At 64.8% G+C, this 21,852-nt stretch carries 26 protein-coding genes; 7 read left to right on the top strand and 19 right to left on the bottom strand.

Features of this window, described 5'->3' with window-relative positions; translation table 11 throughout:
* The first annotated feature begins 771 nt into the window (after window positions 1-771).
* From C8J40_RS15220 to C8J40_RS15210, 3 genes are all read left to right on the top strand, one after another.
* Complete coding sequence (locus C8J40_RS15220) at window positions 772-1,158, top strand: hypothetical protein (protein WP_132897730.1); 387 nt, start codon at window positions 772-774, stop codon at window positions 1,156-1,158.
* A 219-nt stretch (window positions 1,159-1,377) separates the two neighbouring features.
* Complete coding sequence (locus C8J40_RS15215) at window positions 1,378-2,121, top strand: hypothetical protein (protein WP_132897729.1); 744 nt, start codon at window positions 1,378-1,380, stop codon at window positions 2,119-2,121.
* Window positions 2,122-2,262: 141 nt separating this feature from the next.
* Window positions 2,263-2,646, top strand: a complete 384-nt coding sequence (locus C8J40_RS15210; RefSeq protein ID WP_132897728.1) for a hypothetical protein — start codon at window positions 2,263-2,265, stop codon at window positions 2,644-2,646.
* A gap of 298 nt (window positions 2,647-2,944) precedes the next feature.
* Here the strand turns inward: C8J40_RS15210 and C8J40_RS15205 are convergent, their stop codons facing one another.
* A complete protein-coding gene (locus tag C8J40_RS15205) occupies window positions 2,945-3,139 on the bottom strand; it encodes a hypothetical protein (RefSeq protein ID WP_132897727.1) in 195 nt (64 codons plus the stop codon).
* Window positions 3,140-3,335: 196 nt separating this feature from the next.
* Between C8J40_RS15205 and C8J40_RS15200 the strand changes: the two genes are divergently transcribed.
* Both C8J40_RS15200 and C8J40_RS15195 read left to right on the top strand, forming a co-directional pair.
* Window positions 3,336-4,766, top strand: coding sequence for an ABC transporter substrate-binding protein (locus C8J40_RS15200; RefSeq protein ID WP_243693415.1), 1,431 nt, complete (start codon window positions 3,336-3,338; stop codon window positions 4,764-4,766).
* 59 nt (window positions 4,767-4,825) lie between these two features.
* Window positions 4,826-5,197, top strand: coding sequence for a DUF4112 domain-containing protein (locus C8J40_RS15195; RefSeq protein ID WP_243693414.1), 372 nt, complete (start codon window positions 4,826-4,828; stop codon window positions 5,195-5,197).
* Window positions 5,198-5,226: 29 nt separating this feature from the next.
* Here the strand turns inward: C8J40_RS15195 and C8J40_RS15190 are convergent, their stop codons facing one another.
* Window positions 5,227-5,937 carry a ribonuclease T gene (locus C8J40_RS15190; RefSeq protein WP_243693413.1) on the bottom strand — a complete coding sequence of 237 codons (711 nt, stop codon included), beginning with the start codon at window positions 5,935-5,937 and terminating at the stop codon, window positions 5,227-5,229.
* Window positions 5,938-6,174: 237 nt separating this feature from the next.
* Window positions 6,175-7,023: a carboxylating nicotinate-nucleotide diphosphorylase gene (gene nadC / locus C8J40_RS15185; RefSeq protein WP_132897723.1), complete on the bottom strand. Its 849-nt coding sequence runs from the start codon at window positions 7,021-7,023 to the stop codon at window positions 6,175-6,177.
* A 182-nt stretch (window positions 7,024-7,205) separates the two neighbouring features.
* On the opposite strand from nadC, the gene C8J40_RS20925 reads away from it, so the two are divergent.
* The gene (locus C8J40_RS20925) at window positions 7,206-7,340 is read left to right on the top strand and encodes a hypothetical protein (protein ID WP_279388898.1); all 135 of its coding nucleotides are present in this window, start codon (window positions 7,206-7,208) and stop codon (window positions 7,338-7,340) included.
* Between the two features lie 62 nt (window positions 7,341-7,402).
* Here the strand turns inward: C8J40_RS20925 and nadA are convergent, their stop codons facing one another.
* From nadA to C8J40_RS15105, 16 genes are all read right to left on the bottom strand, one after another.
* A complete protein-coding gene (gene nadA / locus C8J40_RS15180; protein ID WP_132897722.1) occupies window positions 7,403-8,386 on the bottom strand; it encodes a quinolinate synthase NadA in 984 nt (327 codons plus the stop codon).
* A 29-nt stretch (window positions 8,387-8,415) separates the two neighbouring features.
* Complete coding sequence (locus C8J40_RS15175) at window positions 8,416-9,141, bottom strand: DUF4230 domain-containing protein (RefSeq protein ID WP_132897721.1); 726 nt, start codon at window positions 9,139-9,141, stop codon at window positions 8,416-8,418.
* A complete protein-coding gene (locus tag C8J40_RS15170; protein ID WP_132897720.1) occupies window positions 9,123-9,980 on the bottom strand; it encodes an MBL fold metallo-hydrolase in 858 nt (285 codons plus the stop codon). Before C8J40_RS15170 ends, C8J40_RS15175 begins: the two co-directional genes overlap by 19 nt.
* 427 nt (window positions 9,981-10,407) lie before the next feature.
* On the bottom strand, window positions 10,408-10,731 hold the full coding sequence (gene grxD / locus C8J40_RS15165) for a Grx4 family monothiol glutaredoxin (RefSeq protein WP_132739603.1): 324 nt from the start codon (window positions 10,729-10,731) through the stop codon (window positions 10,408-10,410).
* 22 nt (window positions 10,732-10,753) lie between these two features.
* Window positions 10,754-10,984 carry a BolA family transcriptional regulator gene (locus C8J40_RS15160; protein WP_056420018.1) on the bottom strand — a complete coding sequence of 77 codons (231 nt, stop codon included), beginning with the start codon at window positions 10,982-10,984 and terminating at the stop codon, window positions 10,754-10,756.
* Between the two features lies 1 nt (window position 10,985).
* Window positions 10,986-11,309 (bottom strand): DUF1476 domain-containing protein, encoded by a 324-nt coding sequence (locus C8J40_RS15155; RefSeq protein ID WP_132897719.1) that lies wholly within the window; start codon window positions 11,307-11,309, stop codon window positions 10,986-10,988.
* Window positions 11,310-11,401: 92 nt separating this feature from the next.
* A complete protein-coding gene (locus C8J40_RS15150; RefSeq protein WP_207901245.1) occupies window positions 11,402-12,400 on the bottom strand; it encodes an NADPH:quinone oxidoreductase family protein in 999 nt (332 codons plus the stop codon).
* A complete protein-coding gene (leuD, locus tag C8J40_RS15145; protein ID WP_132897718.1) occupies window positions 12,363-12,992 on the bottom strand; it encodes a 3-isopropylmalate dehydratase small subunit in 630 nt (209 codons plus the stop codon). Before leuD ends, C8J40_RS15150 begins: the two co-directional genes overlap by 38 nt.
* Window positions 12,993-13,104: 112 nt before the next feature.
* Entirely contained in the window at window positions 13,105-14,544 is a 1,440-nt protein-coding gene (leuC, locus tag C8J40_RS15140; protein WP_132897791.1) for a 3-isopropylmalate dehydratase large subunit, read from the bottom strand.
* A 265-nt stretch (window positions 14,545-14,809) separates the two neighbouring features.
* Complete coding sequence (locus C8J40_RS15135) at window positions 14,810-15,724, bottom strand: alpha/beta hydrolase (RefSeq protein WP_243693412.1); 915 nt, start codon at window positions 15,722-15,724, stop codon at window positions 14,810-14,812.
* The gene (locus C8J40_RS15130; RefSeq protein ID WP_132897717.1) at window positions 15,691-16,374 is read right to left on the bottom strand and encodes a glutathione S-transferase family protein; all 684 of its coding nucleotides are present in this window, start codon (window positions 16,372-16,374) and stop codon (window positions 15,691-15,693) included. The genes C8J40_RS15135 and C8J40_RS15130 overlap by 34 nt, the downstream gene beginning before the upstream one ends.
* Entirely contained in the window at window positions 16,374-17,009 is a 636-nt protein-coding gene (locus C8J40_RS15125) for a 3-oxoacid CoA-transferase subunit B (protein WP_120299824.1), read from the bottom strand. Before C8J40_RS15125 ends, C8J40_RS15130 begins: the two co-directional genes overlap by 1 nt.
* Window positions 17,009-17,317: a DUF5076 domain-containing protein gene (locus tag C8J40_RS15120; protein WP_165911470.1), complete on the bottom strand. Its 309-nt coding sequence runs from the start codon at window positions 17,315-17,317 to the stop codon at window positions 17,009-17,011. The genes C8J40_RS15125 and C8J40_RS15120 overlap by 1 nt, the downstream gene beginning before the upstream one ends.
* Window positions 17,317-18,063 carry an HAD family acid phosphatase gene (locus C8J40_RS15115; RefSeq protein WP_132897789.1) on the bottom strand — a complete coding sequence of 249 codons (747 nt, stop codon included), beginning with the start codon at window positions 18,061-18,063 and terminating at the stop codon, window positions 17,317-17,319. Before C8J40_RS15115 ends, C8J40_RS15120 begins: the two co-directional genes overlap by 1 nt.
* A gap of 185 nt (window positions 18,064-18,248) precedes the next feature.
* Window positions 18,249-18,959, bottom strand: a complete 711-nt coding sequence (locus tag C8J40_RS15110; RefSeq protein WP_132897715.1) for a CoA transferase subunit A — start codon at window positions 18,957-18,959, stop codon at window positions 18,249-18,251.
* A gap of 72 nt (window positions 18,960-19,031) precedes the next feature.
* Window positions 19,032-19,931 (bottom strand): SMP-30/gluconolactonase/LRE family protein, encoded by a 900-nt coding sequence (locus C8J40_RS15105; RefSeq protein ID WP_132897714.1) that lies wholly within the window; start codon window positions 19,929-19,931, stop codon window positions 19,032-19,034.
* A gap of 91 nt (window positions 19,932-20,022) precedes the next feature.
* Here C8J40_RS15105 and C8J40_RS15100 point away from each other — a divergent pair, with 91 nt between their 5' ends.
* Entirely contained in the window at window positions 20,023-21,666 is a 1,644-nt protein-coding gene (locus tag C8J40_RS15100; protein WP_132897713.1) for a thiamine pyrophosphate-binding protein, read from the top strand.
* Window positions 21,667-21,852 lie beyond the last annotated feature (186 nt).

The following is a 21,852-nucleotide window of genomic DNA, read 5'->3' as shown; positions in this document are numbered from 1 at the left end:
TCGTTAGGCTCTAAGATGTTCAACGAGTGAACGTCTCGTTGCCCCAAGTCAACCCTATCGAGACGGAAAAAGTGTATCACGGCATCGACTCGTACAGGTATACCTCAGCTAGACATCGGGACACGGCGGGTCTCCCCGGTCCCTCAGGGTCCCACGCCGGCCCTTGCAAGCCCATGATATGAAGTATCATCGACACACAGGCTACGGCTCCCAAGTCCAATGTCCCCATCAGTTCGCGACAGGCCCGGACCGAAACGCCAATGCCCTCCACGAAGACCGCCAGTCCCCTCCAAGTCCCTACGGTCGGCGGCGGCGCCTAACTATAGGCCGGCCTCCCGAATTGGCGGCGGAGGCTAGGACTTCAGCCATTTAGGGCCCCTTTGGGTCCCTTCCTGCACCGCTGGGTTCCCGCCGCCGGTTCGTGGTCAATCGGGTTCGAAATCGACGGCTTCGCTCGCGCGGCCACAGCGCCAGTCCGACCCTGAGTACACCCGCCGGTCCCTAAAGGATTGCTGGGGGTAGAGCCGATTATTTCCCCGGCGCCGACGTGCTCTTACTGCCCGCCAGTCGCGAAAAGGCCCCGCCGGTCCCTGAGGACGACGAGGCCGATGGCTGGTTCGCTATGCCGGACCCTGGGAAGACGTGGATTCAGGAGGTCGAGGCTTGGCTCAATGGGAGACGGAAGGGGAAGCGGATGTTTCAGCCGTAGCTAAATCGGGGGTGTCCGCTAACGCCCAATAGCGGACATCCCCACATCTGGTATGAGGGCCTATGGCAACTCGCAAATGGGTATCGATCGCGCTGGTGCTTGGCATCGTAGCTGCGTGGATCATCATTCTCTCGACTGACGAACCACGATTATCTGCGACCAGTGCAGATGGGACTTATTACAATCCCTGCTGTGGCGTTTTGACCCTGCAAGGTGGTGAATTGCGGGGCGGGAACGAAGCTGTCTCCTATGTTGTCGAACAGGATAAGGGCGGCGCTTACGTCCTGCCAAAAGCTCTTGTAAGTGTCGCCAGCAACCGGCTCGATATCGATCGAAGTGCATATCCGCTCAAGCTGCGACTTGATCGGGAGCGCGATCCGTCCAGCATTGAGGTGATGGACCGAAGCAACGCACCGTCCTATATTTTCGCACGCCGCAACGTCCGCTAACCTCTCCATATCAGACATTCAGGGCTCAGACGGTCAGGTTGCCTTGAAGGACATTGGGCTGCGCCTGCGCTGCCCAGCTTGGTACCTACGCCACCGATCGCCCTGCAGCGCGTTGGTGTCGCTTGTGGCCTCACGCTGAGAACTTGGGATGATCCATGATTATTGCGCCTCCCTCAATGTACGGGCAAACAGGCTCCTTACTGCGGGACCGGGGGCTGCATGTCTGAGTACGACTTGATACCTGAAGAAACCTACGAGGCGCTTCCACAAGAGGCAAACGACAAATTTGCTGTACTCGTGCGGGTCGCGCAGACAAACCTTGGTCGACTTCTTGATCAATCCAGCTCAGGTGACTTCTCTACGGAAATCCGCGCACAGTTCATCAGTATCGTAACTGGCATCGCAGATGCCCTTGGTGTTGAAGGCCTGCCGGACCTCGGACATGATGTTACGAATTACGATAAGTACCAGATGTTTCAGGTTCACCTCGCCGGAGTCGTCGCTCGCGTGCGCTTGCAGGGCCAGTTAGTCGCCAAGCCGCACTCTGTCGAACTCGGACGGGTAACCAAAGCGAGGATTCAGCAAGAGATCGACCAACTTCGCCTTTCTATCAGGCAATCTGATATTGAGGAAAAAAAGAAAGCTGCACTTTTCGACAAACTCGATGATCTGGAGGATGAACTTTCAAAGAAACGATTGAGCTTTGCCCGCACGATGGCGATTGCCGCGTCCATAATGACGATCGCGGGCGCTGGAACAACGGCTCTGGCGAATGGTCCTGAAGCGAAAGATACGATCACTAGGATCATAGGTTACATCGGCGCTGATAAAGCTGCCGAGGAAGCGGAAAGATTACGCCTGCAACCGCCTCCAAAGGTCCTGCCCGATTACACTACGCCTCAGGTCAAACCGCAACCTCATGGTTTCTTTAGCGATGACCTTGACGATGATGTTCCGTTTTGATTTCAACCGGTTCGCGACAACCAAGGCGCTGAGCCCCGCCAAACTCACCGCGCTTGCCCGACCAAAGTCGTAGCCTCCTTCGGGACGCCGGGGGTTCTTTTTTCGACTAGGCGGCGACTCAGCGTTGCGTAAGATACAGGGATGGAAACGGAAGAGACGAGCGAGCCCCAGTCGGCTCCCAGGGCATGGCAAACCGGCCTCGTGTGGACGATCCGCGAGGAGATCGCCCTGGGCAACCTCGTCCGTATCGTGCTGCCCGGCTCCACTGGCCCGGTGATCGTCGAGGAGGCGCGGACCGAAGAGCCCTTCGTGATCGTCAGCGACCCCAAGGGCTACCGCTACTACATCGGCTCAATGGCTGGCGTCGTCCTACTGGCTCAGCCATTCGAGGGAATGGGAGACGGCGTCTACCGGCCCCACGCCCATTGGTTTGCCATGACGATCGATGATGACGAGCCGATCGCGTATTTCAGTACAGTTGACGGAACTCGGATCAAGAAGCCCAACCGTGAGGGCGATCCGTGACTATAGGCCGCTAGGAGAGTCTCTGAGTCCCGCACGGGGCCGGCAGCTACCTCTGTGGGCCCTAGACCACGACTGCCTCTCAGTGCCCCCCAGGAGCTCCTAGTCCACCCAGGCCAGCAGGGTCTCCAAGTCCTCCCGTGTCAGCACGATCCAATGGGTCTCTGAGCCGTCCGCTGGGACCTGATCGACGACGTAAACGCCCACCCATGGAATGGCCGGCAGCACCCTCCCCCAGGTCGACCGAAGCGCCGTCGAACGCCTTTAGGGTCTCCAGGCACGCCGATGTCAGTGCGAACGATTAACCCTCTTGGGACTCCGGGTCGACTTGGTCGATTACGACGACGCCGCACCCTATGTGATCCGCGAACATGTTCCCGCCGCACAGGTGAAGCTCCAGGCCCCCTTCGGATACCTCAGCGACCAGCTCCAGGACGGCGGCGCCATCGCTTACCAGATTGTCCGCCCGATCGATCCCGCATACCAGTGCCATCATGCTCTCTCTTGCACCTCTCGGCGGCTCCCCCGCCCGGCCCCGCCTTGACTGCACGGACGAAAAAGAGGTACAAAGAGGAGGGAGTAACAGTGATGGCGGAGGGGCTGAAAGTAACGGTTTTCTGCGATTTGTGAGGAAAACGGGGTACACTCCCGCCGTCCGCACCAGCGCGGCCCTTCTTTTAACGACCTGCGTCGTGCTTGCCGCGACGCTGACGGGGTGCGAGCGACGTCGCCCCGATACCGGCGCGGTGATCGTCAGCGCGATCGGGCCCCCACCTCACATCGTCGATGCCCGCCGTGCACCGGTCGACACGCCAAGCCGGTTGCTGATCGACTCGACCGCACAGGGCCTCGTCCGGTTCGACGCCGCTGGACAGATCGAGCCTGGCCTCGCGGAACGCTGGATCGTGATCGACGGTGGCATGAGCTACATCTTTCGCCTGCGGGAGGGCGATTGGGGCGATGGCACGCCGGTGACGGCGGATCAGGTCGTAACCATTCTGAACCGTCAGATCGCACCCGGTTCGCGCAATCCGCTGGCACCCTTTCTGACCGCGATCGACGAGATCGTCGCGATGACGCCGCAGGTTATCGAAGTGCGACTCGGCCGCCCGCGTCCCGATCTGTTGAAGCTGTTCGCGCAACCCGAGCTTGGTTTGCTGCGGCTGACGCCGTCCGGCGGGAGCGGACCGTTTCGGGTTGCGCCGCACGGACGCGGGCGCGCGCCGTTGCTGCGCCCGGCCTTCGATCCCAACCAGGCCGATCCCGAAGACCAGCGGGTGACCAAGCCCGAAGAAGATGTCCGGCTGATCGGCGAACGGGCGGCACGGGCGATTGCGCGGTTCGCCCATCGGGACTCGGACCTCGTCAGCGGTGGCAGCTTCGTCGACTGGCCCCTGCTCGCGACCACCGAGATATCGCCCGCCACCATCCGCGTCGACCCTGCCGCCGGACTCTTCGGACTGGCCATCATTCGCCGCGATGGGTTTCTTGCAGATGCCGCGAACCGCGAGGCCGTGGCGGAAGCGATCGATCGCACCGCGCTGACGACGGCGATCGCTCCAGCCTGGGACGCGGCCGATCGTATTCTTCCCGATATCCTTGATTCGGCCGCGCTGCCCCAGGTGCCCGCCTGGACGCTGCTGACGCAGGACGAGCGTCGTGTTGCCGCGCGGCAGCGGGTTGCTGGATGGGGTGGCGGACCGGTGACGTTGCGAATCGCCCTCCCGAACGGGCCTGGCGCGACATTATTGTATGCGCAGGTGGCGGCCTCGCTGATCGCAGTCGGGATCACGCCGTACCGCGTCGCGCTGGGTAGCGACGCCGACCTGATGCTGGTCGATGCGGTCGCGCCCTATGATAGCGCGCGCTGGTATCTGGCAACGGCCTGCGTCGTATGTGGCGAGACCGCGCAGGCGGCGATCACCGCAGCGCGCGAGGCGCCGACGCTCGCGGAGAGGGCGCAGCGGATCGCCGCCGCGGATGTCGCGATGAACGCCGACGTCGCCTTCATCCCGCTCGCGCGGCCGCTGCGATGGTCGCTCGTATCGACCCGGTTACGACAATGGCAGCCCAATACGCGAGCCTGGCACCCGTTGAACCGATTGCGCGCCGACACCAACTGACAGCCATGACCCAACGCCCGACGCGCATAGCTCCTGGATCGATCCTCGATACGCTTCCGATGGGACGCGACGCCTTGTCGGTTCGCCGTCGTGTCGAGGCCATGGAGCGCGTGATGGAGGGGCTGGTCACGATTCCCGGCACCAACCGCAAAGTCGGCATGGACGTGATCCTCGACATCATCCCGTTCGTGGGCAGCACGATCGCCGCCGCGGTCGGCGCGTGGATGGCGTGGGAGGCCCGCAACATCGGCATGTCGAAAATTCAGATGGCGCGGATGTTCGGCAATGTCGGGGTCGACTGGGCGCTAGGCATGATCCCGTTCGTCGGCGCGATCCCCGATTTCTTCTTCCGCTCGAACACGCGCAACCTGCGGATCATCAAGAAGCATCTCGACAAGCACCATCCGTCGACGGCGACGCTCGAAATCTGACGGCGCCGTCGATCGCGGTGCGGCGGCGGCTAGCGAGAGCCTCGCCAGATCTCGAGCGGGGCACCTACCGCCAGACCACCCTGATGCACCGGGCAGCGGCGGTAGCGAAAACGCCGATCGAGGCAGATCCAGACCTCGTCCAGCCACCCCTGCTTTGTCGCGGTTACACGCATCATGTCGGCCTTCAGGCCTGGGTTGGCGCTGGCCATCGCCGCCGCGAACCGCCCCGCCGTCAGTGACGTTCGCGACAAGGCGTCCATGTTGGGGAATTTCAGTTTGCCATAGAGTGCAGCCGATTGGGCGAAGTATTTGGCGGGACGGTACCCCGGCATACAGGTGCCGTGCTTGGCCCATTCGTGCTGAAGCAGTTGTGCGGAAGGTGTCGTACAGAGATGCGCCTTGATCACCGGAGGCGGTACGAATTCCGCGTCATGACAATATTGCGGCCAGTCCTTGCCGATGCCATCGGGCCACAGCCCGTGCAGCGTAAAGCCGAACCGATTTCCCGCCGCGCACTGAAATGTCGAGCCCGTGCGACTGCCGTTGTCGCGACAATATTGCGGTGCCCATGTGATCGCCAGCGTATAGCTGCCGATCGGAATATCGCGTTTCGGCTGGCTGTCCGACAGTAGATCGGGACGAACACGCTCGACCGATGACGGCGCCGAGCATTGATAGGTCTGAGCTTGCGCCGCGACCGGCAATGCGAGCGCCGCGGCTACGAGGCTCGTTCCAGCCAATCCGCGCCGTAGACCGGACACAGGCATCGATGCCCGTGAGGTCGAATCGGCACTGATAGTTACGGCCCGACCCGACCGACCGATCGCGGACATAATCGGCGCCAGTAGGCCCTTCTCCGCGAAACGCCGCTGATCGGGCCGCCGCTGATCGGGCCAGAATATCGATGGCGATCTGTTCATTGTCTCGGCCCCCTGCCCGGTGTCGCGTCACGCATGCGTAGCCACGCGGATGAGGCGTCATGTTGTCGTGAAATCGAGCCCTATATCCGCCGCCGGTGCGGACTGCGTCAAGCGGCCGACCGAGACATAGGTGACGCCGGTTTCCGCGATTGCGCGGATCGTATCCAGGGCGACGCCGCCCGAGGCTTCGGTCGGCACCCGCCCGTCGACCAACGTCACCGCCGTGCGCAACATCGCTGGCGCCATATTGTCGAGCAACAGGTGCGTCGCACCCGCCGCGAGCGCGGGTTCGATCTGGTCGATCCGATCGACCTCGACGATGATATGCGCGATCCCTGCCGTCTTGGCGCGTCGCACCGCTTCGCTCACGCCGCCGGCAACCGCGACATGGTTGTCCTTGATCATCGCTGCGTCCCACAGCCCCATGCGATGGTTTTGCGCGCCCCCCATGCGGGTCGCATATTTCTCCAGCACGCGCAGTCCCGGGATTGTTTTCCGCGTGTCGAGCAGGATAGCGCCTGTTCCCGCGATGGCGTCGACATAGCGACGCGTCATCGTCGCGATTCCCGACAGATGCTGGACGGTGTTGAGCGCCGATCGCTCTGCCGTCAGCAAGGCTCGGCCTGCACCCTCGAGACGAAGCAGATCGGTGTCGGCCGCGACCGATTCGCCGTCCTGCACGAGACGTTCGATATGTACGCTGGGATCGAGCGCCCGGAAAAACGCTTCGGCGAGCGCCAAACCCGCCACGACGATGGGATCGCGACTATCCATCACACCGGTAAAGCGGGCATCGGCAGGAATGACGGCGGCGGAGGTGATGTCCCCAATCGTGCCAAGGTCCTCCGCCAGGGTCGCGGCGACGAACCCGTCGATATCGAACGATTCGGGCAATGCTGCGTTCACGTAGATTCTCCCAAATATTACCGACCGGCGATGCCGGCTCGATTGCCAAAAAGCGATGATGTGGACCAGCAGATACCGCCGACGGATGACTCGGAATAATTTTTTGACGATGCTGGGAACAAACGGCTGATTGGCGAGTTGCAGGACTGTTACTCAAGGATCCAACAATGCCTACGAAAACGATGGCCGATGTCGCACGCTTGAACGCTTTGCTCGATGAGGCCCTCGCATTGGCGGATGCCCTGCAAATGCCGCTGGCGGCCATCCACATCGATCAGGCGCTGTCCCAGCTAAGCCTGGATGTTGTTCCGGCCTAAATGAGAGGCATGGTCGGACGGGTCGAGGCCCGCCCGGCTCGTTTGTCCGGCGTGCACGGTCGTTATTTAGGACCCAGGTCGCCTTTCCCTACCGTGTTCGACGCCATTTCCAGCATCCGATCGAGGCTCTTCTTGGCCTGAAGGCGAAGCCCTTCCTCGATCTCGATCCGTGGGCTCAGGTCGCGCAGCGCGACGTAGAGCTTTTCCAGCGTGTTGAGCGCCATGTACGGGCAGATGTTGCAGTTGCAGTTGCCGTCCGCGCCCGGTGCGCCGATGAACCGCTTGTTCGGCAACGCCTTTTCCATCTGGTGGATGATGTGCGGCTCGGTCGCGACGATCAGCGTGTCGCCGGGCATCGCCAGCGCGTAATCGAGAATCCCGCGGGTCGACCCGACATAATCGGCATGATCTAGGATGATCGGCGGGCATTCGGGATGTGCGACGACGGGCGCATCGGGGTGCTGCGCCTTGAGCTTCATCAGCTCGGTCTCGCTGAATGCCTCGTGGACGATGCACACGCCTGGCCAGAGCAGCATGTCGCGACCGGTCTTCCGCGCGAGATAGCCGCCGAGATTGCGGTCGGGGCCGAAGATGATCTTCTGCTCGGGCGGGATCTGCGCGAGGATCGTGTCCGCCGACGACGAGGTCACAATGATGTCGGAGAGCGCCTTCACCTCGGTCGAGCAGTTGATGTAGGTGAGTGCGATGTGATCGGGATGCTTTGCGCGGAAGGCAGCGAACTGTTCGGGCGGGCAGCTGTCCTCGAGGCTGCAGCCGGCGTCCATGTCGGGCAGCACGACGATCTTGTCGGGCGACAGGATCTTCGCGGTCTCAGCCATGAACCGCACGCCGCAGAACGCGATGACGTCGGCGTCGGTAGCCGCCGCCTTACGCGACAGGTCGAGGCTGTCACCGACGAAATCGGCGAGATCCTGAAGCTCGGGCTTCTGGTAGTAATGCGCGAGGATGACCGCGTTCTTCTCCTTGCGGAGGCGCTCGATCTCGGCGCGAATGTCGATGCCGGCGAAGTTCTGGTTCAATTCCATGGTCGTATCCCGAGTTTAGCGCCCGTCTTCTAGCGACGATTCCCTAGCACGTCCTGCAACGAGCGCGAGGTGTCCCAGCGCTCGGTGGTCGCGATCGGTTCGTCGGCGAAGCGCACCGCGACGGTCGCGTCGATCCCTGCGGCCCGCAGCGGCATCGCGAAACTGCGTTCCACGGCACGGCGCGTGGCGTCGCGCGCAAGCTTGATCATCGCGGGTTCGCGGGCTTGCCGAATCAGTTCGATCTGGCCGGCGCGGCGATTGGCGGCATCGAGGTTCTTCTCGGCATCGGTGAAGGTGGTCAGGACGCCGCCCGAGCCATATTCGCGGACCGCGTTGAGATCGACCTGCGGGCCATCCGCCTCGACCGCGGGCAGGCGCACGGACAGCGTCTTGCTGGTGCCGTCCCACGCGACATCGGCCTGCGTCAGTTTGCCCATGTCGACCTCGTACCGCACCATGCCGGGCATGATCAGCGTCTTCTCGGTGGTGAAGCCGAGCTGCGACTGTTTGGAGGTCACGACCGCGACATAGCGTGCGGCGAAGGCGGACAGCCGGTTCTGCTCGCGCAGGCCCTCGAGGCTGGCGCTGGCGATCGTCGTCGGATCGGGGGTCAGCCGGTCGCTGACATAGCGCTGCACGCCCCACAGCGCGAGCAGCCCGGCGAGCACGAGGATGACGACGAAGCCCGCCGCCTTGGCAAGGAAGCCGCCAATCCCAGCGCCCTGCCGCGGTTCGGTCAATTTTTGATCTGCCATGTTTCGCCTTCCTCGATCACCAAGCCACGGTTTTGCAAGTCGTAGAGATGCGCCAGCACCGAACGCTCGGCGGCGGGAACGAGCCGCGCGTCGAGCCCCACATACATCTGCGTGACGATCCGCCCAATCGGTTGCGGGGCGGCGCGCAACAGCCGCAGGATCTGCCCCTCGCGTTGCTTGCGATGGCCGAGCATGCCGCGCACCAGCCGCTGTGGCTTGTCGATCGCCTCACCGTGGCCGGGATAATAGACCCGGTCGTCGCGACCCATCAGCTTTTCGAGGCTCGCCATGTACGCCGCCATATCGCCATCGGGCGGCGAGACGATCGTCGTCGACCAGCCCATGACGTGATCGCCTGAGAACAGCGCGTTGGTCTCGGGCAAAGCGAAGGCAAGATGGTTCGAGGTATGGCCGGGCGTCGCGATCGCCGCCAGCGTCCAGCCGACGCCGGTGATCGTATCGCCTTCGACGAGCACGCGATCGGGCGCATAGTCGGCGTCGAACGATGCATCCGCCCGCGCGCTCGCATCATCGAGAGCGAACGGCGCCGCTCCGACGATCGGCGCGCCGGTGATGGCCTGCAACGGCCGCGTCGCAGGACTGTGATCGCGGTGGTGGTGCGTGACGACGATCGCGGTGACCGGACGACCGTCGATCGCGTGGATCAGCGCGGCGACATGCGCGGGATCGTCGGGACCGGGATCGATCACCGCCAGATCGGTCGTGCCGACGATGTGCGTCTGCGTGCCGGTATAGGTGTAGGGTGACGGATTCGGCGCGAGCACGCGGATGACGAGAGGCTCGAGCTGGATCGGGAGACCGGTCGGATGCTCAGCCATGGGACCGAGATGGCCGTGATTGTCGGCGATGACAAGATCCTCTGATCAGGCGGATGTGTCGCCGTTTTTTACAGGTCAGCAGCGGCGCGTCCGGGCATTAACTAACAAATGTCGCACTAATCCGCGATAAATCGTGTTTGGCATACGCACTGCATCGTCTGCCACGTCACCGAACGCCGCGGCGTTCAAGCAGGGTGGATCGACCGCTACCGTCCGGTCTCGCGTCGATCCACCCGCCCCGGTGACATTTCCAATCATGGCCGATCGAACATGGCGCTGGCGGCTGCTTGCGACGCCAGTCCGTCACCCCAGCGGAAGCTGGGGTCTCCATCGATGCCGATGTCGCCCGCCTCATGCTGATACCCCAGCTTTCGCTTGGGCGACGTTTGTCAGTGTAGGCTGAAGGATGCGCAAAGCGGCGCGCGTCTCAGCCAGCCTTCTGCTTCACGAACAGTTCTGCCAGTTCGCCGCTCTCGTACATTTCCATCATGATGTCCGAGCCGCCGACGAACTCGCCATCGACATAAAGCTGCGGAATCGTGGGCCAATCCGAATAGGCCTTGATGCCCTGGCGGATGCCCTGGTCCTGCAACACGTCGACGCTCTCGAACTCGACTTCGAGATGGTTGAGGATCGCGATCGCGCGGCTGGAGAAGCCGCACTGCGGAAAGAGCGGGCTGCCCTTCATGAACAAGACTACGGGGCTGGCTTTGACCACTGCGTCGATGCGGGCGTTGGTGTCGTCGGTCATATCTTGGGTCATCTCTGGGTCCTCAGGAAATTGCGGTGGTAAGCTGAAGCGCGTGCAGCACGCCGCCCATGCGGCCACCGAGTGCGGCATAGACCGCCTGGTGCTGCTTCACGCGGCTCATGCCAGCGAAACTCGGCGCGACGACCTTTGCGGCATAATGATCGCCGTCACCGGCGAGATCGGTGATCTCGACCTGCGCATCGGGAATCGCGTCGCGGATCATCGTCGCGATATCGTCGGCAGCCATCGGCATGTTATTGCGCCTCCAGCAGCTGGCGACGGGCCTCGATCATCTGCTGCGCGAGAGCGCGGCGGACGGTCGCCTCGTCATGGTCGAGCCCGGCCGCGGTCAGATCGCCGACCAGTTTGCGGACGACGTCGTCATCGCCGCCGCCCTCCATGTCGGCATGGACCAGCGCGGTCGCATACGCATCGGTTTCTTCGGGGGTCAGCTTCATCTCGTGCGCGGCCCAGCCGCCAAGCAGGCGATTGCGACGCGCGGTGATGCGGAACGCCATTTCCTCTTCGCGCGCGAAATTCGCCTCGCTGGCGCGTTCGCGATCGTCGAATGTGGTCATTGCGCAGGTCCCCGTTCAGTCTCGTACTCCGGCCTGAGATAGGTCGGCGACCGCCCGCGCGCAATAATCACCGCTGCTTCGGCGGGTTGCGGTCAGCCGACCTCGACCACCAGCTTGCCGATCGCGCCGCGCGCGGCCATCTTCGCGATCGCCTTGCCGCCATCCTCGAACGCGAATGTTTCGGTCACGCGCGGCGCGATCTTGCCTTCCGCCCACAAGGCGAAAAGCGTTTCGATGTGCGCTTGGTTGGCTTTCGGATCGCGCGCGGCAAACGCGCCCCAGAAGACGCCGCAGACGTCGCAGCTTTTGAGCAAAGTCAGATTGAGCGGCAGACGCGGGATACCGGCGGGGAAGCCGACGACGAGATACTTGCCCTCCCATGCGATCGAACGCAGCGCGGGCTCGGCATAGTCGCCGCCGACCGGATCGTAGATTACGTGCGCACCGTCGCGACCGACTGCCGCCTTGAACTGCTCGGCGAGTGCCTTGGACTGGTCCTTGTCGAACGGGGCGCGGGCATAGATCAGCGTTTCGTCGGCGCCGGCGGACTTGGCCGCGGCGGCCTTCTCCTCGGACGAGACCGCGGCGACGACCTTGGCGCCGAACGCCTTGCCGAGTTCGATCGCCGCGAGCCCCACCCCGCCGGCCGCGCCGAGCACGAGCAATGTCTGCCCCGCCTGGATATGGCCGCGGTCGAGCAGTGCGTGGATCGTCGTGCCGTAGGTGAGGATCAGCGAGGCACCCTCGGCGAAGCTGCGGCCTTCGGGGAGGCGGTAGAGCTTGGCGGGGTCGGCGATGACCTTCTCGCACAGGCCGCCGTGGCCGAGCATCGCGATCACGCGGTCGCCGATTTCCCAACCAGTGACGCCTTCGCCGATCGAATCGATCGTGCCGGCGATCTCGCCGCCCGGTGCGAACGGGCGTTGCGGCTTGAACTGGTATTTGTCCTCGATGATCAGGACGTCGGGGAAGTTTATCGCGCAGGCTTTCACCGCGACGACGACCTGCCCGGGGCCGGCTACCAGATCGGGCAGCTCGACCATTTCCAGAGTTTCAGGTCCGCCGACTGCCTTCGACACCAATGCTCGCATACCCGCTCTCCACCGTCGTCCAGGGGCGATTCGATGCGACCGCCTCCTCGAATTTCGAAATCTGGGTATCCCTTGCCAGCGTCAGGCCGACTTCGTCCAGCCCTTCCATGAGACACTGGCGACGGAATGCGTCGAGTTCGAAGGTGAAGCGATCCTGGAACGGGGTAGTGACGGTCATCGTCTCGAGGTCAACGGTGACGATCTGGTCCTTGGCGACCTCAATCAGGCGGTCGATCGCTTCCTGAGGAAGCACGACGGGGACGATGCCGTTCTTGAACGCGTTGCCTGAGAAGATGTCGGAGAAGCTTGGCGCGATCACCGCGGTGATGCCCATGTCGGCGAGCGCCCACGCGGCATGCTCGCGGCTGGAGCCGCAGCCGAAATTATCGCCCGCGATCAGGATCGGCGAGCCGGCATAGCGCGGGTCATCGAAGATATTGCCGGGTTGCGCGCGGACCGTCTCGAACGCGCCGCGGCCGAGGCCGGTGCGCGTGATCGTCTTCAGCCAGTGCGCCGGGATGATGACGTCGGTGTCGATGTTCTTCGCGCCCCAGGGATAGGCGCGGCCCGAGACGGTCGTGACGGGGGTCATCGCTGTTCCGTGCGCTCCAACCCCGTGCGCTCCGGCGTGGTGCGCGCCGATGCGACATAGGCCGCTACGCCGCTGATCATCGCGCCAGCCGCCAGCAGTACGAATACCTTCTTCATGCTCGTTCCCCCATCAACTCTCTGACGTCGCTCAGCTTACCGGTCACCGCCGCCGCCGCCGCCATCGCGGGTGATACCAGATGCGTGCGCGCTCCGGGACCCTGTCTGCCGACGAAATTACGGTTCGACGTGGAAGCGCAACGCTCCCCCGCAGGGACTTTGTCCGGGTTCATCGCGAGGCACATCGAACAGCCCGGCTCGCGCCATTCGAAACCGGCGGTGATGAAGATTCGGTCGAGCCCCTCGGCTTCGGCCTGGCGCTTGACGAGGCCCGAGCCGGGGACGACGAGCGCGCGCACACCGGTCGCGACATGGCGACCGTCGGCGATCGCCGCGGCGGCGCGGAGGTCCTCTATGCGGCTGTTGGTGCAGCTGCCGATGAAGACGTGCTGGATCGGCACGTCGCGCATCGCGGTGCCGGCGGTGAGGCCCATGTAATCGAGCGACTTCTGTGCGGCCGCCTGCTTGGCGGGGTCGGCGAAGCTCGACGGCTCGGGGACGAATCCGGTGATCGGCACGACGTCCTCGGGGCTGGTGCCCCAGGTGAGGCCGGGTGCGATATCGGCAGCGTCGAGCGTGACGGACTTGTCGTAACGCGCGCCGGCATCGGTCGCGAGACTACGCCACCACGTCACCGCGCGGTCCCAATTCTCGCCGGTCGGAGCCATCGGGCGACCTTTGAGATACGCGAAGGTGGTGTCGTCGGGCGCGATCAGGCCGGCGCGCGCGCCCGCCTCGATCGACATGTTGGCGATCGTCAGGCGACCTTCGATCGACATGTTGCGGATCACGCTGCCGGTGAATTCGATGACGTGGCCGGTACCGCCCGCCGCGCCGATCTTGCCGATGATCGCGAGGATGACGTCCTTCGGGCTGACGCCGAAGCCGAGTTCGCCGTCGACGCGGACTTCCATCGTCTTGGCCTGCGACAACAGCAATGTCTGCGTGGCGAGGACGTGCTCGACTTCGCTGGTGCCGATCCCGAACGCCAAAGCGCCGAGTGCACCGTGTGCGGAGGTGTGGCTGTCGCCACAGACGAGCGTCGTGCCGGGCAGCGTGAAGCCCTGTTCGGGGCCGACGACGTGGACGATGCCCTGCTCGATCGCCATCGCGTCGATATAGTCGATCCCGAACTCGCTGGTGTTGCGGCGGAGTGCGTCGAGCTGCTGCGCGCTTTCGGGGTCGGCGATCGGCAGGACGCGACCGGCGGCGTCTTTGCGCGCGGTGGTCGGCAGGTTGTGATCGGGGACGGCGAGCGTCAGATCGGGGCGGCGGACCTTGCGGCCTGCAACGCGCAGGCCTTCGAAGGCCTGCGGGCTGGTGACTTCGTGGACGAGGTGGCGGTCGATATAGATCAGGCAGGTGCCGTCGTCGCGGCGTTCGACGACGTGCGCCGCCCAGATCTTTTCGTACAGCGTTTGTGGAGTAGCCATGATGGAGCGCGCGTTAACCGAAAAGGGGTGAGAGGCCAAGGTTCGATGTAATTTTCGGTCGCTGAGGCGGACGTGTGGTGCGATCGGGAGATGATGGTTCGCCCGCTGCCCCCTATCCGTCATGCCAGCGAAAGCTGGTATCTCGCGGTTTGGGTCGCGGTATCCGCCAACTGGGATACCCCAGCTTTCGCTGGGGTGACGGATTACCGGGGGACAGACTTCGGGGGTTTCGGACTTCGGGGGTGACGGACTTTGGGGTGGGGCGAGTCTATCGCGCAGGCATCGCCTCGTTCAGGAACGCGACGCTGTCGGCGAGCACAGGGGCCTTGCCGCGGAACGGCTTCGAGAGCGCCATCGCGACGTTCTCATGGCTCAGACCGGGATAATCGATGTGAGTCACCGGCGCCCCAAGCGCCTTCAGCCGCGCGGTTAGGTTGATCGCGTTGTGCGGCTTGACCTGCGTGTCGTCGCCGGCGGTGATCAGCAGCATCGGCGGCGCGTCCGCCCGCGCGAAGTGGATCGGCTGGGTCATCACCGGGTCGGCGGCGCCTTGCATCGCGTCGATCGCGCGTTTCGCGGTGAAGGGGTAGAAGTCGTACGGGCCGCACAGGCCTACCGCGGCCTTGATGATTTGCGGGTCGACGCCTTCAGCCTTCAGCCAGCGCTCGTCGAGCGTCAGCATCGCGACGGTGTAGGCACCCGCGGAATGGCCGGCGACGGCGATCCGGTTCGGGTCGCCGCCGGACTGTGCGATGTGGTCGCGGGTCCATTTTACGGCTTCGGCGCCGTCCTGGAGGAAGGCGGGGAAGCGGACGTCGGGCACTTTCCGATAATCGGGCATGACGACGACGTAGCCCGCCTTCGCATAGGCGCGCGCGGCGAACGCGTAGGCGCCGCGCGAGCCGTGCACCCAGCCGCCGCCGTACCAGAAGATCAGCACCGGCAGGCCAGTCTTGACGCCGCCGGACGGGCGCCAGACGTCGAGCTTCTGGCCGTGCGTGCCGAACGGGACACCTTCGCGGATGCGTGCCGTCCCGCGTCCGCCGCCCATGATGCCGTCGAGGACGCTGAGCGTGCCGGGGCCTGCGGTGAACGCCGTGCCTGCGATCAGGATCACGATCAGCGCTATGACGATCGCGGCGCGGCGCATCAGCGGCGGAAGTCCGCGGTGATCGATCCGCATGTTGCGAGGTCGGCCTCGTGGCTTTCCTCGCGCCATGTCTCTGCGAGCGCGGTCGCTTCCCATTCGCGCATTGCCGGGTGCGCGATGATCCGCTCGACCCAGGCGAGTCCAGCCGGACCGACGTCGATCCCATAGGTCCGGACGCGGAACGCAACCGGCGCATAGAACGCATCGACGGCGGTGAACTCGGCGCCAGCGAGCCAAGGACCGCCGAACTGGTCGAGTCCCTCGCTCCAGAGTTCGGCGATCCGTGCAACGTCGCGGTCGAGCGCGTCGCTGCCGGGGGCGGCGTCGACGCGGACGCCGACGTTCATCGTCCGCTCGTTCCGCAGCGCGGAGAACCCACCATGCATCTCCGCCGTGGCACAGATCGCCCACGCGCGTGCCTCGGCGTCGGAAGGCCAGACGCCGTCGTGGCGCTCGGCGAGGTAGAGGACGATGCAGAGCGAATCCCACACCGTCCGCTCGCCGTCGATCAGCACCGGCACCTGCCCGGTCGGCGAGAAGGCGCGGAACGCTTCGTAATTCACCGGCTCCAGGAACGGCTCGATCCGGTCCTCGAAGTCTATGCCGAGCGCCTTCATCAGGACCCAGGGGCGCAGCGACCAGCTCGAATAATTCCGGTTCGCGGTGACGAGAGTGTAGCCCATCAGGCGGTGTAGCGCGCGGTGGTCTTCGCGGCGATCTCGTCCGCGGTGACGCCCGGCGCCATCTCGACGAGCTTGAACGGGCTATCGTGATCGGGGCGCTGGAACACGGCGAGGTCGGTGACGATCATGTCGACGACGTTCTTGCCGGTCAGCGGCAGCGTGCACGACGGGATGAACTTGGGGCTTCCGTCCTTGGCAGTGTGGTCCATCACGACGATGATCTGCTTGACGCCCGCGACGAGGTCCATCGCGCCGCCCATGCCCTTGATCATCTTGCCCGGGATCATCCAGTTGGCGATGTCGCCGCCTTCGCTGACCTCCATGGCGCCGAGCACGGTGAGGTCGATATGGCCGCCGCGGATCATCGCAAAGCTGTCCGACGAGCTGAAATACACCGACGAGGGGAGTTCGCTGATCGTCTGCTTGCCGGCGTTGATCAGGTCGGCGTCTTCCTCGCCCGCATAGGGGAACGGGCCGATCCCGAGCATGCCGTTCTCCGACTGGAGCGTTACGGTCATGCCCTCGGGGATGTTGTTCGCGACCAGCGTCGGGATACCGATGCCGAGATTGACGTAATAGCCGTCCTTCAGTTCCTGCGCCGCGCGCGCGGCCATCTGGTTACGGTCCCAGGGCATCAGTGCATTCCTTCCTGGATGGTGGTGATGGTCGTGAATTGTTCGCGGAGCTCGGTGCCGACGCCGTCGACGATCGCCTGCAACGCGGCATCCTCGTCGAGACCCCAGGTGCCCGCATAGGCGCGCGCGGCGTGGCGGATCGTGTCGGCGAGAAGGTAGCCGAACACGGTCGGATCCTCGAGGGTGCCCGCGTCGATCAGGACGTTGCTGCCGGCGCCGTTAGTGATCCAGATGCGCGCGACCTCGACCGATTCGCTGGTGAGTTGCGCGCCCTTGTCGAGTGCGATCGCGTTGGGATGGTCGGCCATTAGCGTACGCCTCCTGTCGGGGCCCAGCGGACTGCTGGCGGGAACACCTCGTCGCGGTTGCCTTTGAGCGCGGTGCCGTAGACGGGGTTGGGCAGGACGAACCACCCTGCGCCCCATTTCGCCGCGACCGCGGGCGACTGAACCGTGGCGCGGCGGGCCGCGGGGGTCTGGCCGGCGTTGAACAGGTCGCTGAAGTCGCCGAGCTGGTCGCCGCCCATCGCGACGACGCAGTATCTCGCGGCGATCGTCGCGCGGCGGCCGTCTTTCTTCGAGCCCATCGCGTCGTCGCCGGCGAGGAACAACGTCTCGCCGTGACGCGCGGGGCCGAGGCCGGCAGATTCGATCGTGGCCTCAGTCTGTACGGCGTTGGCGGCGGAGCGATTGGTGTTGAAGATCACCGTGACACCCATCGCGCGGAGTTGCGTGAGCGCGGCGAGGGCGCCGGGGACGGGGGCGACCTGCTTGACGCCGGTGCGCTCCCAGTCCTGCCAGCGGGGATCGGACCAGGGTCGGCCGGAGGATGCGTCGTATTCGAAGCCGAGGTTGAGGAGGACCGTCTCATCGACGTCGAACACTGCTGCTTTTGGTTTGGTGCCGCAGGAGGTCCAGGTGGGGGCGGCGAGCGAGGCGCCTTTCGCGAGGACCACGGAGGTTGGCGTGCGTTGCGTGCGGACATAGCCGACGAGCGCGTTCCAAGCCTGGATGCTGACTGCCGCGGCTTCGCCCGAGGCGTAGAGATACTGCATGCCGGCTGGGACGCCGTCGACCGTGACGGGCGCGGAGACAGTCGGCGTGGCTGCGATCGAGGTCGGCGCGGACACGCTCACGCATCCCTGCAGCGCCAGTGCCCCTGCGAACGCAGGGGCCCAGGATACCGCCCGCAACGCTCGCGACCCTGTGCTCCTGCGTTCGCAGGAGAACCGAGAGTGGATCACGTGGAAACCCGCTCGCGGACGGTGCGGAACTCGATCTGCTTGTCGTACGGCGATCCGACGATCATCCGTTTCACGTAGATGCCCGGCAGGTGGATCGTATCGGGATCGAGGCTGCCGACGGGGACGATCTCCTCGACCTCGGCGACGCAGATCTTCCCCGCGGTGGCCATCGGCTGGTTGAAGTTGCGCGCGGTCTTGCGGAAGATCAGGTTGCCGCTTTCGTCCGCTTTCCAGCCCTTGATGATCGCGAGATCGGCGCGGATGCCGCGTTCGAGGATGTATTCCTGGCCGTCGAAGACTTTCGTTTCCTTGCCCTCGGCGACCTGCGTGCCGACGCCGGTCTTGGTGTAGAAGCCGGGGATGCCCGCTCCCCCTGCCCGGCACCGTTCGGCGAGCGTGCCCTGCGGACAGAACTCGACCTCGAGTTCGCCGCTGAGATACTGCCGCTCGAACTCCTTGTTCTCGCCGACATAGGACGAGATCATCTTCTTAACCTGCCGCGAGCGGAGCAGTTTGCCCAACCCCTGCCCGTCGATCCCGGCGTTGTTGCTGGCGATCGTCAGGTCCTTGACGCCCGACGCCTCGATCGCGTCGATCAGGCGTTCGGGGATGCCGCACAGCCCGAACCCGCCCGCGCAGATCGTCATGCCGTCGAACAGCACGCCTTCGAGTGCCGTCGCCGCATCGGTGTAGCGCTTGTTCGCCATGCATCCTCCTCAAATCCTGGTCACCGCATAAGGCGCCGCCAATCGCTCGGCAACGTCGCTGCGCACGACAGTTCAGTATGCGAGCATCAGGCCGGGTCGCCTCCACCGCGTCTTGACCAGCCGGCCGCTACCCGAGCAGGTGATGTACGCGTCCATGCCGTCCACTCCGCCCCAGCAGATGTTGGTGGTGAACACGTCGTCGGTGGCGACGAACTCGACCAGCTCTCCGGCGGGCGAGATCACGCTGATCCCGCATTCGCCGATCGTCGCAACGCAGATGTTGCCGCACGCCTCGACACCGAGCGAATCGAAGAACTTGTAGCCGGCGGGGCGGTAGAGTGGCGTGCCCGCGGCGCTGGCGACCTTGCCGGGCGCGACGATGTCGAACGCTATCAGGCGGCAGGTGTAGGTTTCCGCTGCGTACAACGTGTTGCCGTTGGGCGAGAGGCCGATGCCGTTGGGGTTTTCGCTCGGGAAGATCACTTCTTCGAGCTGGGTCCCGTCGGCTTTCGCGTAGAAGATCCCGGTGATGTCGCGTGCGCGGTCGCGTGATTTGCCGTGGTCGGTGAACCAGAAGCCGCCGTGCGAATCGAAGACGATGTCGTTGGGTCCTCGCAGCGCGCAGCCGAAATCGCCGTCCTTGTAGAGGATCTCGACCGCGCCGGTGGCGATGTCGATCCGCTCGATACGGCCGCCCGAATAGTCGTCCGGCTGGCCGTGCGGGGTGAGGAAGCCGTTCGTCTCGCGCCACCCGAAGCCGCCATTGTTGCAGCAATAGAGCTTGCCGTCGGGGCCGATCGCGAGGCCGTTGGGGCCGCCGCCGGGTTCGGCAACCGTCGTTTTCGTACCGTCCGGGGCGACGCGGGTGATCCGGCCGGCTTCGATCTCGACGAGGATGACGCTGCCGTCGGGCATTGCCACCGGGCCCTCGGGAAAGCGAAGGCCGTCGGCGAAGGTAGTGAAGTCGGTCATGATCCTCTCCGGGCGAGTCGGGTTGATCCCGGCTTCGATGCCAGCGTAACCGCGTCTCGACTTCGCGCGCAACGGACGGCAGGATGCGCCCATGATCACACCACGCACCGGCGGCCGTATCCTGGTCGACCAACTCGTCGCACAGGGCTGCGACCGGATCTTCACCGTGCCGGGGGAGAGCTTCCTCGCCGTGCTCGACGCGCTGCACGATACGCCGGCGATCGATCTGGTCGTGTGCCGGCAGGAGGGCGGCGTCGGATTCATGGCGTGCGCGGACGGGACGCTGACGCACCGGCCGGGCGTGGCGTTCGTGACGCGCGGGCCGGGCGCGACCAATGCGTCGATCGGGGTTCACGTTGCGATGCAGGATTCGCAGCCGATGATACTTTTCGTGGGCGATATCGACCGCGGCACGCGCGACCGCGAGGCGTTCCAGGAGATCGACTTCCAGGCGATGTTTTCACCGATCGCGAAATGGGCGGCGCGGATCGACGATGCGCGGCGGATCCCGGAATATGTCGCGCGCGCCTATGCGACGGCGATGTCGGGGCGGCCGGGGCCGGTGGTGCTGGCGCTGCCTGAGGACATGCTGCTGGATATGGTCGAGGCGGTCGATCGGCCTCGGGTCGAGCGGGTGGCGCAAGGCTGTGACGCCGACACGATGGATTTGCTTGCGGATTTGCTGACGACTGCCGAGCGGCCGGTGGCGATCGTTGGCGGGGCTGGCTGGGATGTCGCGGCGTCGGGGGCGTTCTCGACCTGGGCGGATCGTAACGGCATTCCGGTGGCGGCGGCATTTCGGCGGCAGGATGCGATTCCAAACGACTGCCCGGTTTGGGCCGGGAATTTGGGGTATGGGCCCAATCCGAAGCTGGTCGAGCGGGTGAAGGCGGCGGATCTGCTGCTGGTCGTTGGGCCGCGTCTTGGGGAGGCGACGACCGATGGCTATGCGCTAATAACGCCCGATCATCCGGAGCAGCGGCTGATCCATGTGCATCCCGATCCGGATGAGCTGCACCGGGCGTACCGTGCGGATGTCGCCGTCTGTGCGGGGATGGCGGAGTTTGCGGAGGCGTTGCTGGTGGTGGATTTGCCGCCGCGGACTGCTGGGTCGGAGGCGCATGCGGAGTGGCTGGAATGGTCTACGCCGGCGCCGCGCGATCTGGCGATGGACCTGGGGCCGTGCGTCGCGGCGATGCGCGAGCGGCTGCCGGCGGATGCGATCCTCTGCAACGGGGCAGGGAATTACTCGGGGTGGTGGCATCGGTACTGGGCGTATGCCGGGCCGGGGACGCAGCTTGCGCCGACCGCTGGGGCGATGGGGTACGGCGTGCCGGCGGCGGTTGCGGCTTCGTTGCGGCATCCGGAGCGGACGGTCGTGGCGCTGGCGGGGGACGGGTGCTTCCTGATGAACGGGCAGGAACTGGCGACGGCGGTTGCGCACGGGGCGGACATGCTGGTGCTGGTCGTCGATAATAGCGGGTACGGGACGATCCGCATGCACCAGGAGCGGGAGTATCCGGGGCGGGTTTCGGGGACCGGGTTGCGCAATCCTGACTTTGCCGCGCTGGGGCGGGCTTATGGGTGTTGGGCTGAGACTGTTTCTCGGACCGAGGATTTTGCGGAGGCGTTGGACCGGGCGATGTCGCGGAGTGGGGTGCGGTTGTTGCACCTAGTGACGGATATCGAGGCGATTACTCCGGGGACGACGCTGGCGAAGGTGCGTGGCGGCTGAGCTTCAGCACCGATGCCACCCAATGAGAAACACCACCCCGGCGAAGGCCGGGGTGGAGGTAGTGGTAGCGGGTGACTTCATCAGCGCAGCCTGTTCCCCCGCGAAGGCGGGGGTCCAGGAGCCAAGGCAAATAATGGTACTTAGCTGGACCCCCGCGTCCGCGGGGGAACGCCAATTGGGGATAGC

Origin of the sequence: Sphingomonas sp. PP-CC-3A-396 (assembly GCF_004343105.1) — a bacterium.
In the GTDB taxonomy this organism is placed as follows: domain Bacteria; phylum Pseudomonadota; class Alphaproteobacteria; order Sphingomonadales; family Sphingomonadaceae; genus Sphingomonas.
Note: the sequence above shows the minus strand (reverse complement) of the source record. Positions and strands in the feature narration are given on the sequence as shown.

Excerpts from the sequence above, each read along its gene's own strand:
- leuD (WP_132897718.1), bottom strand. The coding sequence starts at position 12,992 with ATGACCCCCGTCACGACCGTCTCGGGCCGCGCCTATCCCTGGGGCGCG.
- C8J40_RS15100 (WP_132897713.1), top strand. The coding sequence starts at position 20,023 with ATGATCACACCACGCACCGGCGGCCGTATCCTGGTCGACCAACTCGTC.
- C8J40_RS15170 (WP_132897720.1), bottom strand. The coding sequence starts at position 9,980 with ATGGCTGAGCATCCGACCGGTCTCCCGATCCAGCTCGAGCCTCTCGTC.
- C8J40_RS15110 (WP_132897715.1), bottom strand. The coding sequence starts at position 18,959 with ATGGCGAACAAGCGCTACACCGATGCGGCGACGGCACTCGAAGGCGTG.
- C8J40_RS15135 (WP_243693412.1), bottom strand. The coding sequence starts at position 15,724 with ATGCGGATCGATCACCGCGGACTTCCGCCGCTGATGCGCCGCGCCGCG.
- grxD (WP_132739603.1), bottom strand. The coding sequence starts at position 10,731 with ATGACCGACGACACCAACGCCCGCATCGACGCAGTGGTCAAAGCCAGC.
- C8J40_RS15105 (WP_132897714.1), bottom strand. The coding sequence starts at position 19,931 with ATGACCGACTTCACTACCTTCGCCGACGGCCTTCGCTTTCCCGAGGGC.
- C8J40_RS15215 (WP_132897729.1), top strand. The coding sequence starts at position 1,378 with ATGTCTGAGTACGACTTGATACCTGAAGAAACCTACGAGGCGCTTCCA.
- C8J40_RS15195 (WP_243693414.1), top strand. The coding sequence starts at position 4,826 with ATGGGACGCGACGCCTTGTCGGTTCGCCGTCGTGTCGAGGCCATGGAG.
- C8J40_RS15205 (WP_132897727.1), bottom strand. The coding sequence starts at position 3,139 with ATGATGGCACTGGTATGCGGGATCGATCGGGCGGACAATCTGGTAAGC.
- C8J40_RS15175 (WP_132897721.1), bottom strand. The coding sequence starts at position 9,141 with ATGGCAGATCAAAAATTGACCGAACCGCGGCAGGGCGCTGGGATTGGC.
- C8J40_RS15120 (WP_165911470.1), bottom strand. The coding sequence starts at position 17,317 with ATGGCCGACCATCCCAACGCGATCGCACTCGACAAGGGCGCGCAACTC.
- C8J40_RS15220 (WP_132897730.1), top strand. The coding sequence starts at position 772 with ATGGCAACTCGCAAATGGGTATCGATCGCGCTGGTGCTTGGCATCGTA.
- C8J40_RS15160 (WP_056420018.1), bottom strand. The coding sequence starts at position 10,984 with ATGCCGATGGCTGCCGACGATATCGCGACGATGATCCGCGACGCGATT.
- C8J40_RS15155 (WP_132897719.1), bottom strand. The coding sequence starts at position 11,309 with ATGACCACATTCGACGATCGCGAACGCGCCAGCGAGGCGAATTTCGCG.
- C8J40_RS15115 (WP_132897789.1), bottom strand. The coding sequence starts at position 18,063 with ATGCAGTATCTCTACGCCTCGGGCGAAGCCGCGGCAGTCAGCATCCAG.
- C8J40_RS15150 (WP_207901245.1), bottom strand. The coding sequence starts at position 12,400 with ATGCGAGCATTGGTGTCGAAGGCAGTCGGCGGACCTGAAACTCTGGAA.
- nadA (WP_132897722.1), bottom strand. The coding sequence starts at position 8,386 with ATGGAATTGAACCAGAACTTCGCCGGCATCGACATTCGCGCCGAGATC.
- C8J40_RS15130 (WP_132897717.1), bottom strand. The coding sequence starts at position 16,374 with ATGGGCTACACTCTCGTCACCGCGAACCGGAATTATTCGAGCTGGTCG.
- C8J40_RS15210 (WP_132897728.1), top strand. The coding sequence starts at position 2,263 with ATGGAAACGGAAGAGACGAGCGAGCCCCAGTCGGCTCCCAGGGCATGG.
- C8J40_RS20925 (WP_279388898.1), top strand. The coding sequence starts at position 7,206 with ATGGCCGATGTCGCACGCTTGAACGCTTTGCTCGATGAGGCCCTCGCA.
- C8J40_RS15125 (WP_120299824.1), bottom strand. The coding sequence starts at position 17,009 with ATGCCCTGGGACCGTAACCAGATGGCCGCGCGCGCGGCGCAGGAACTG.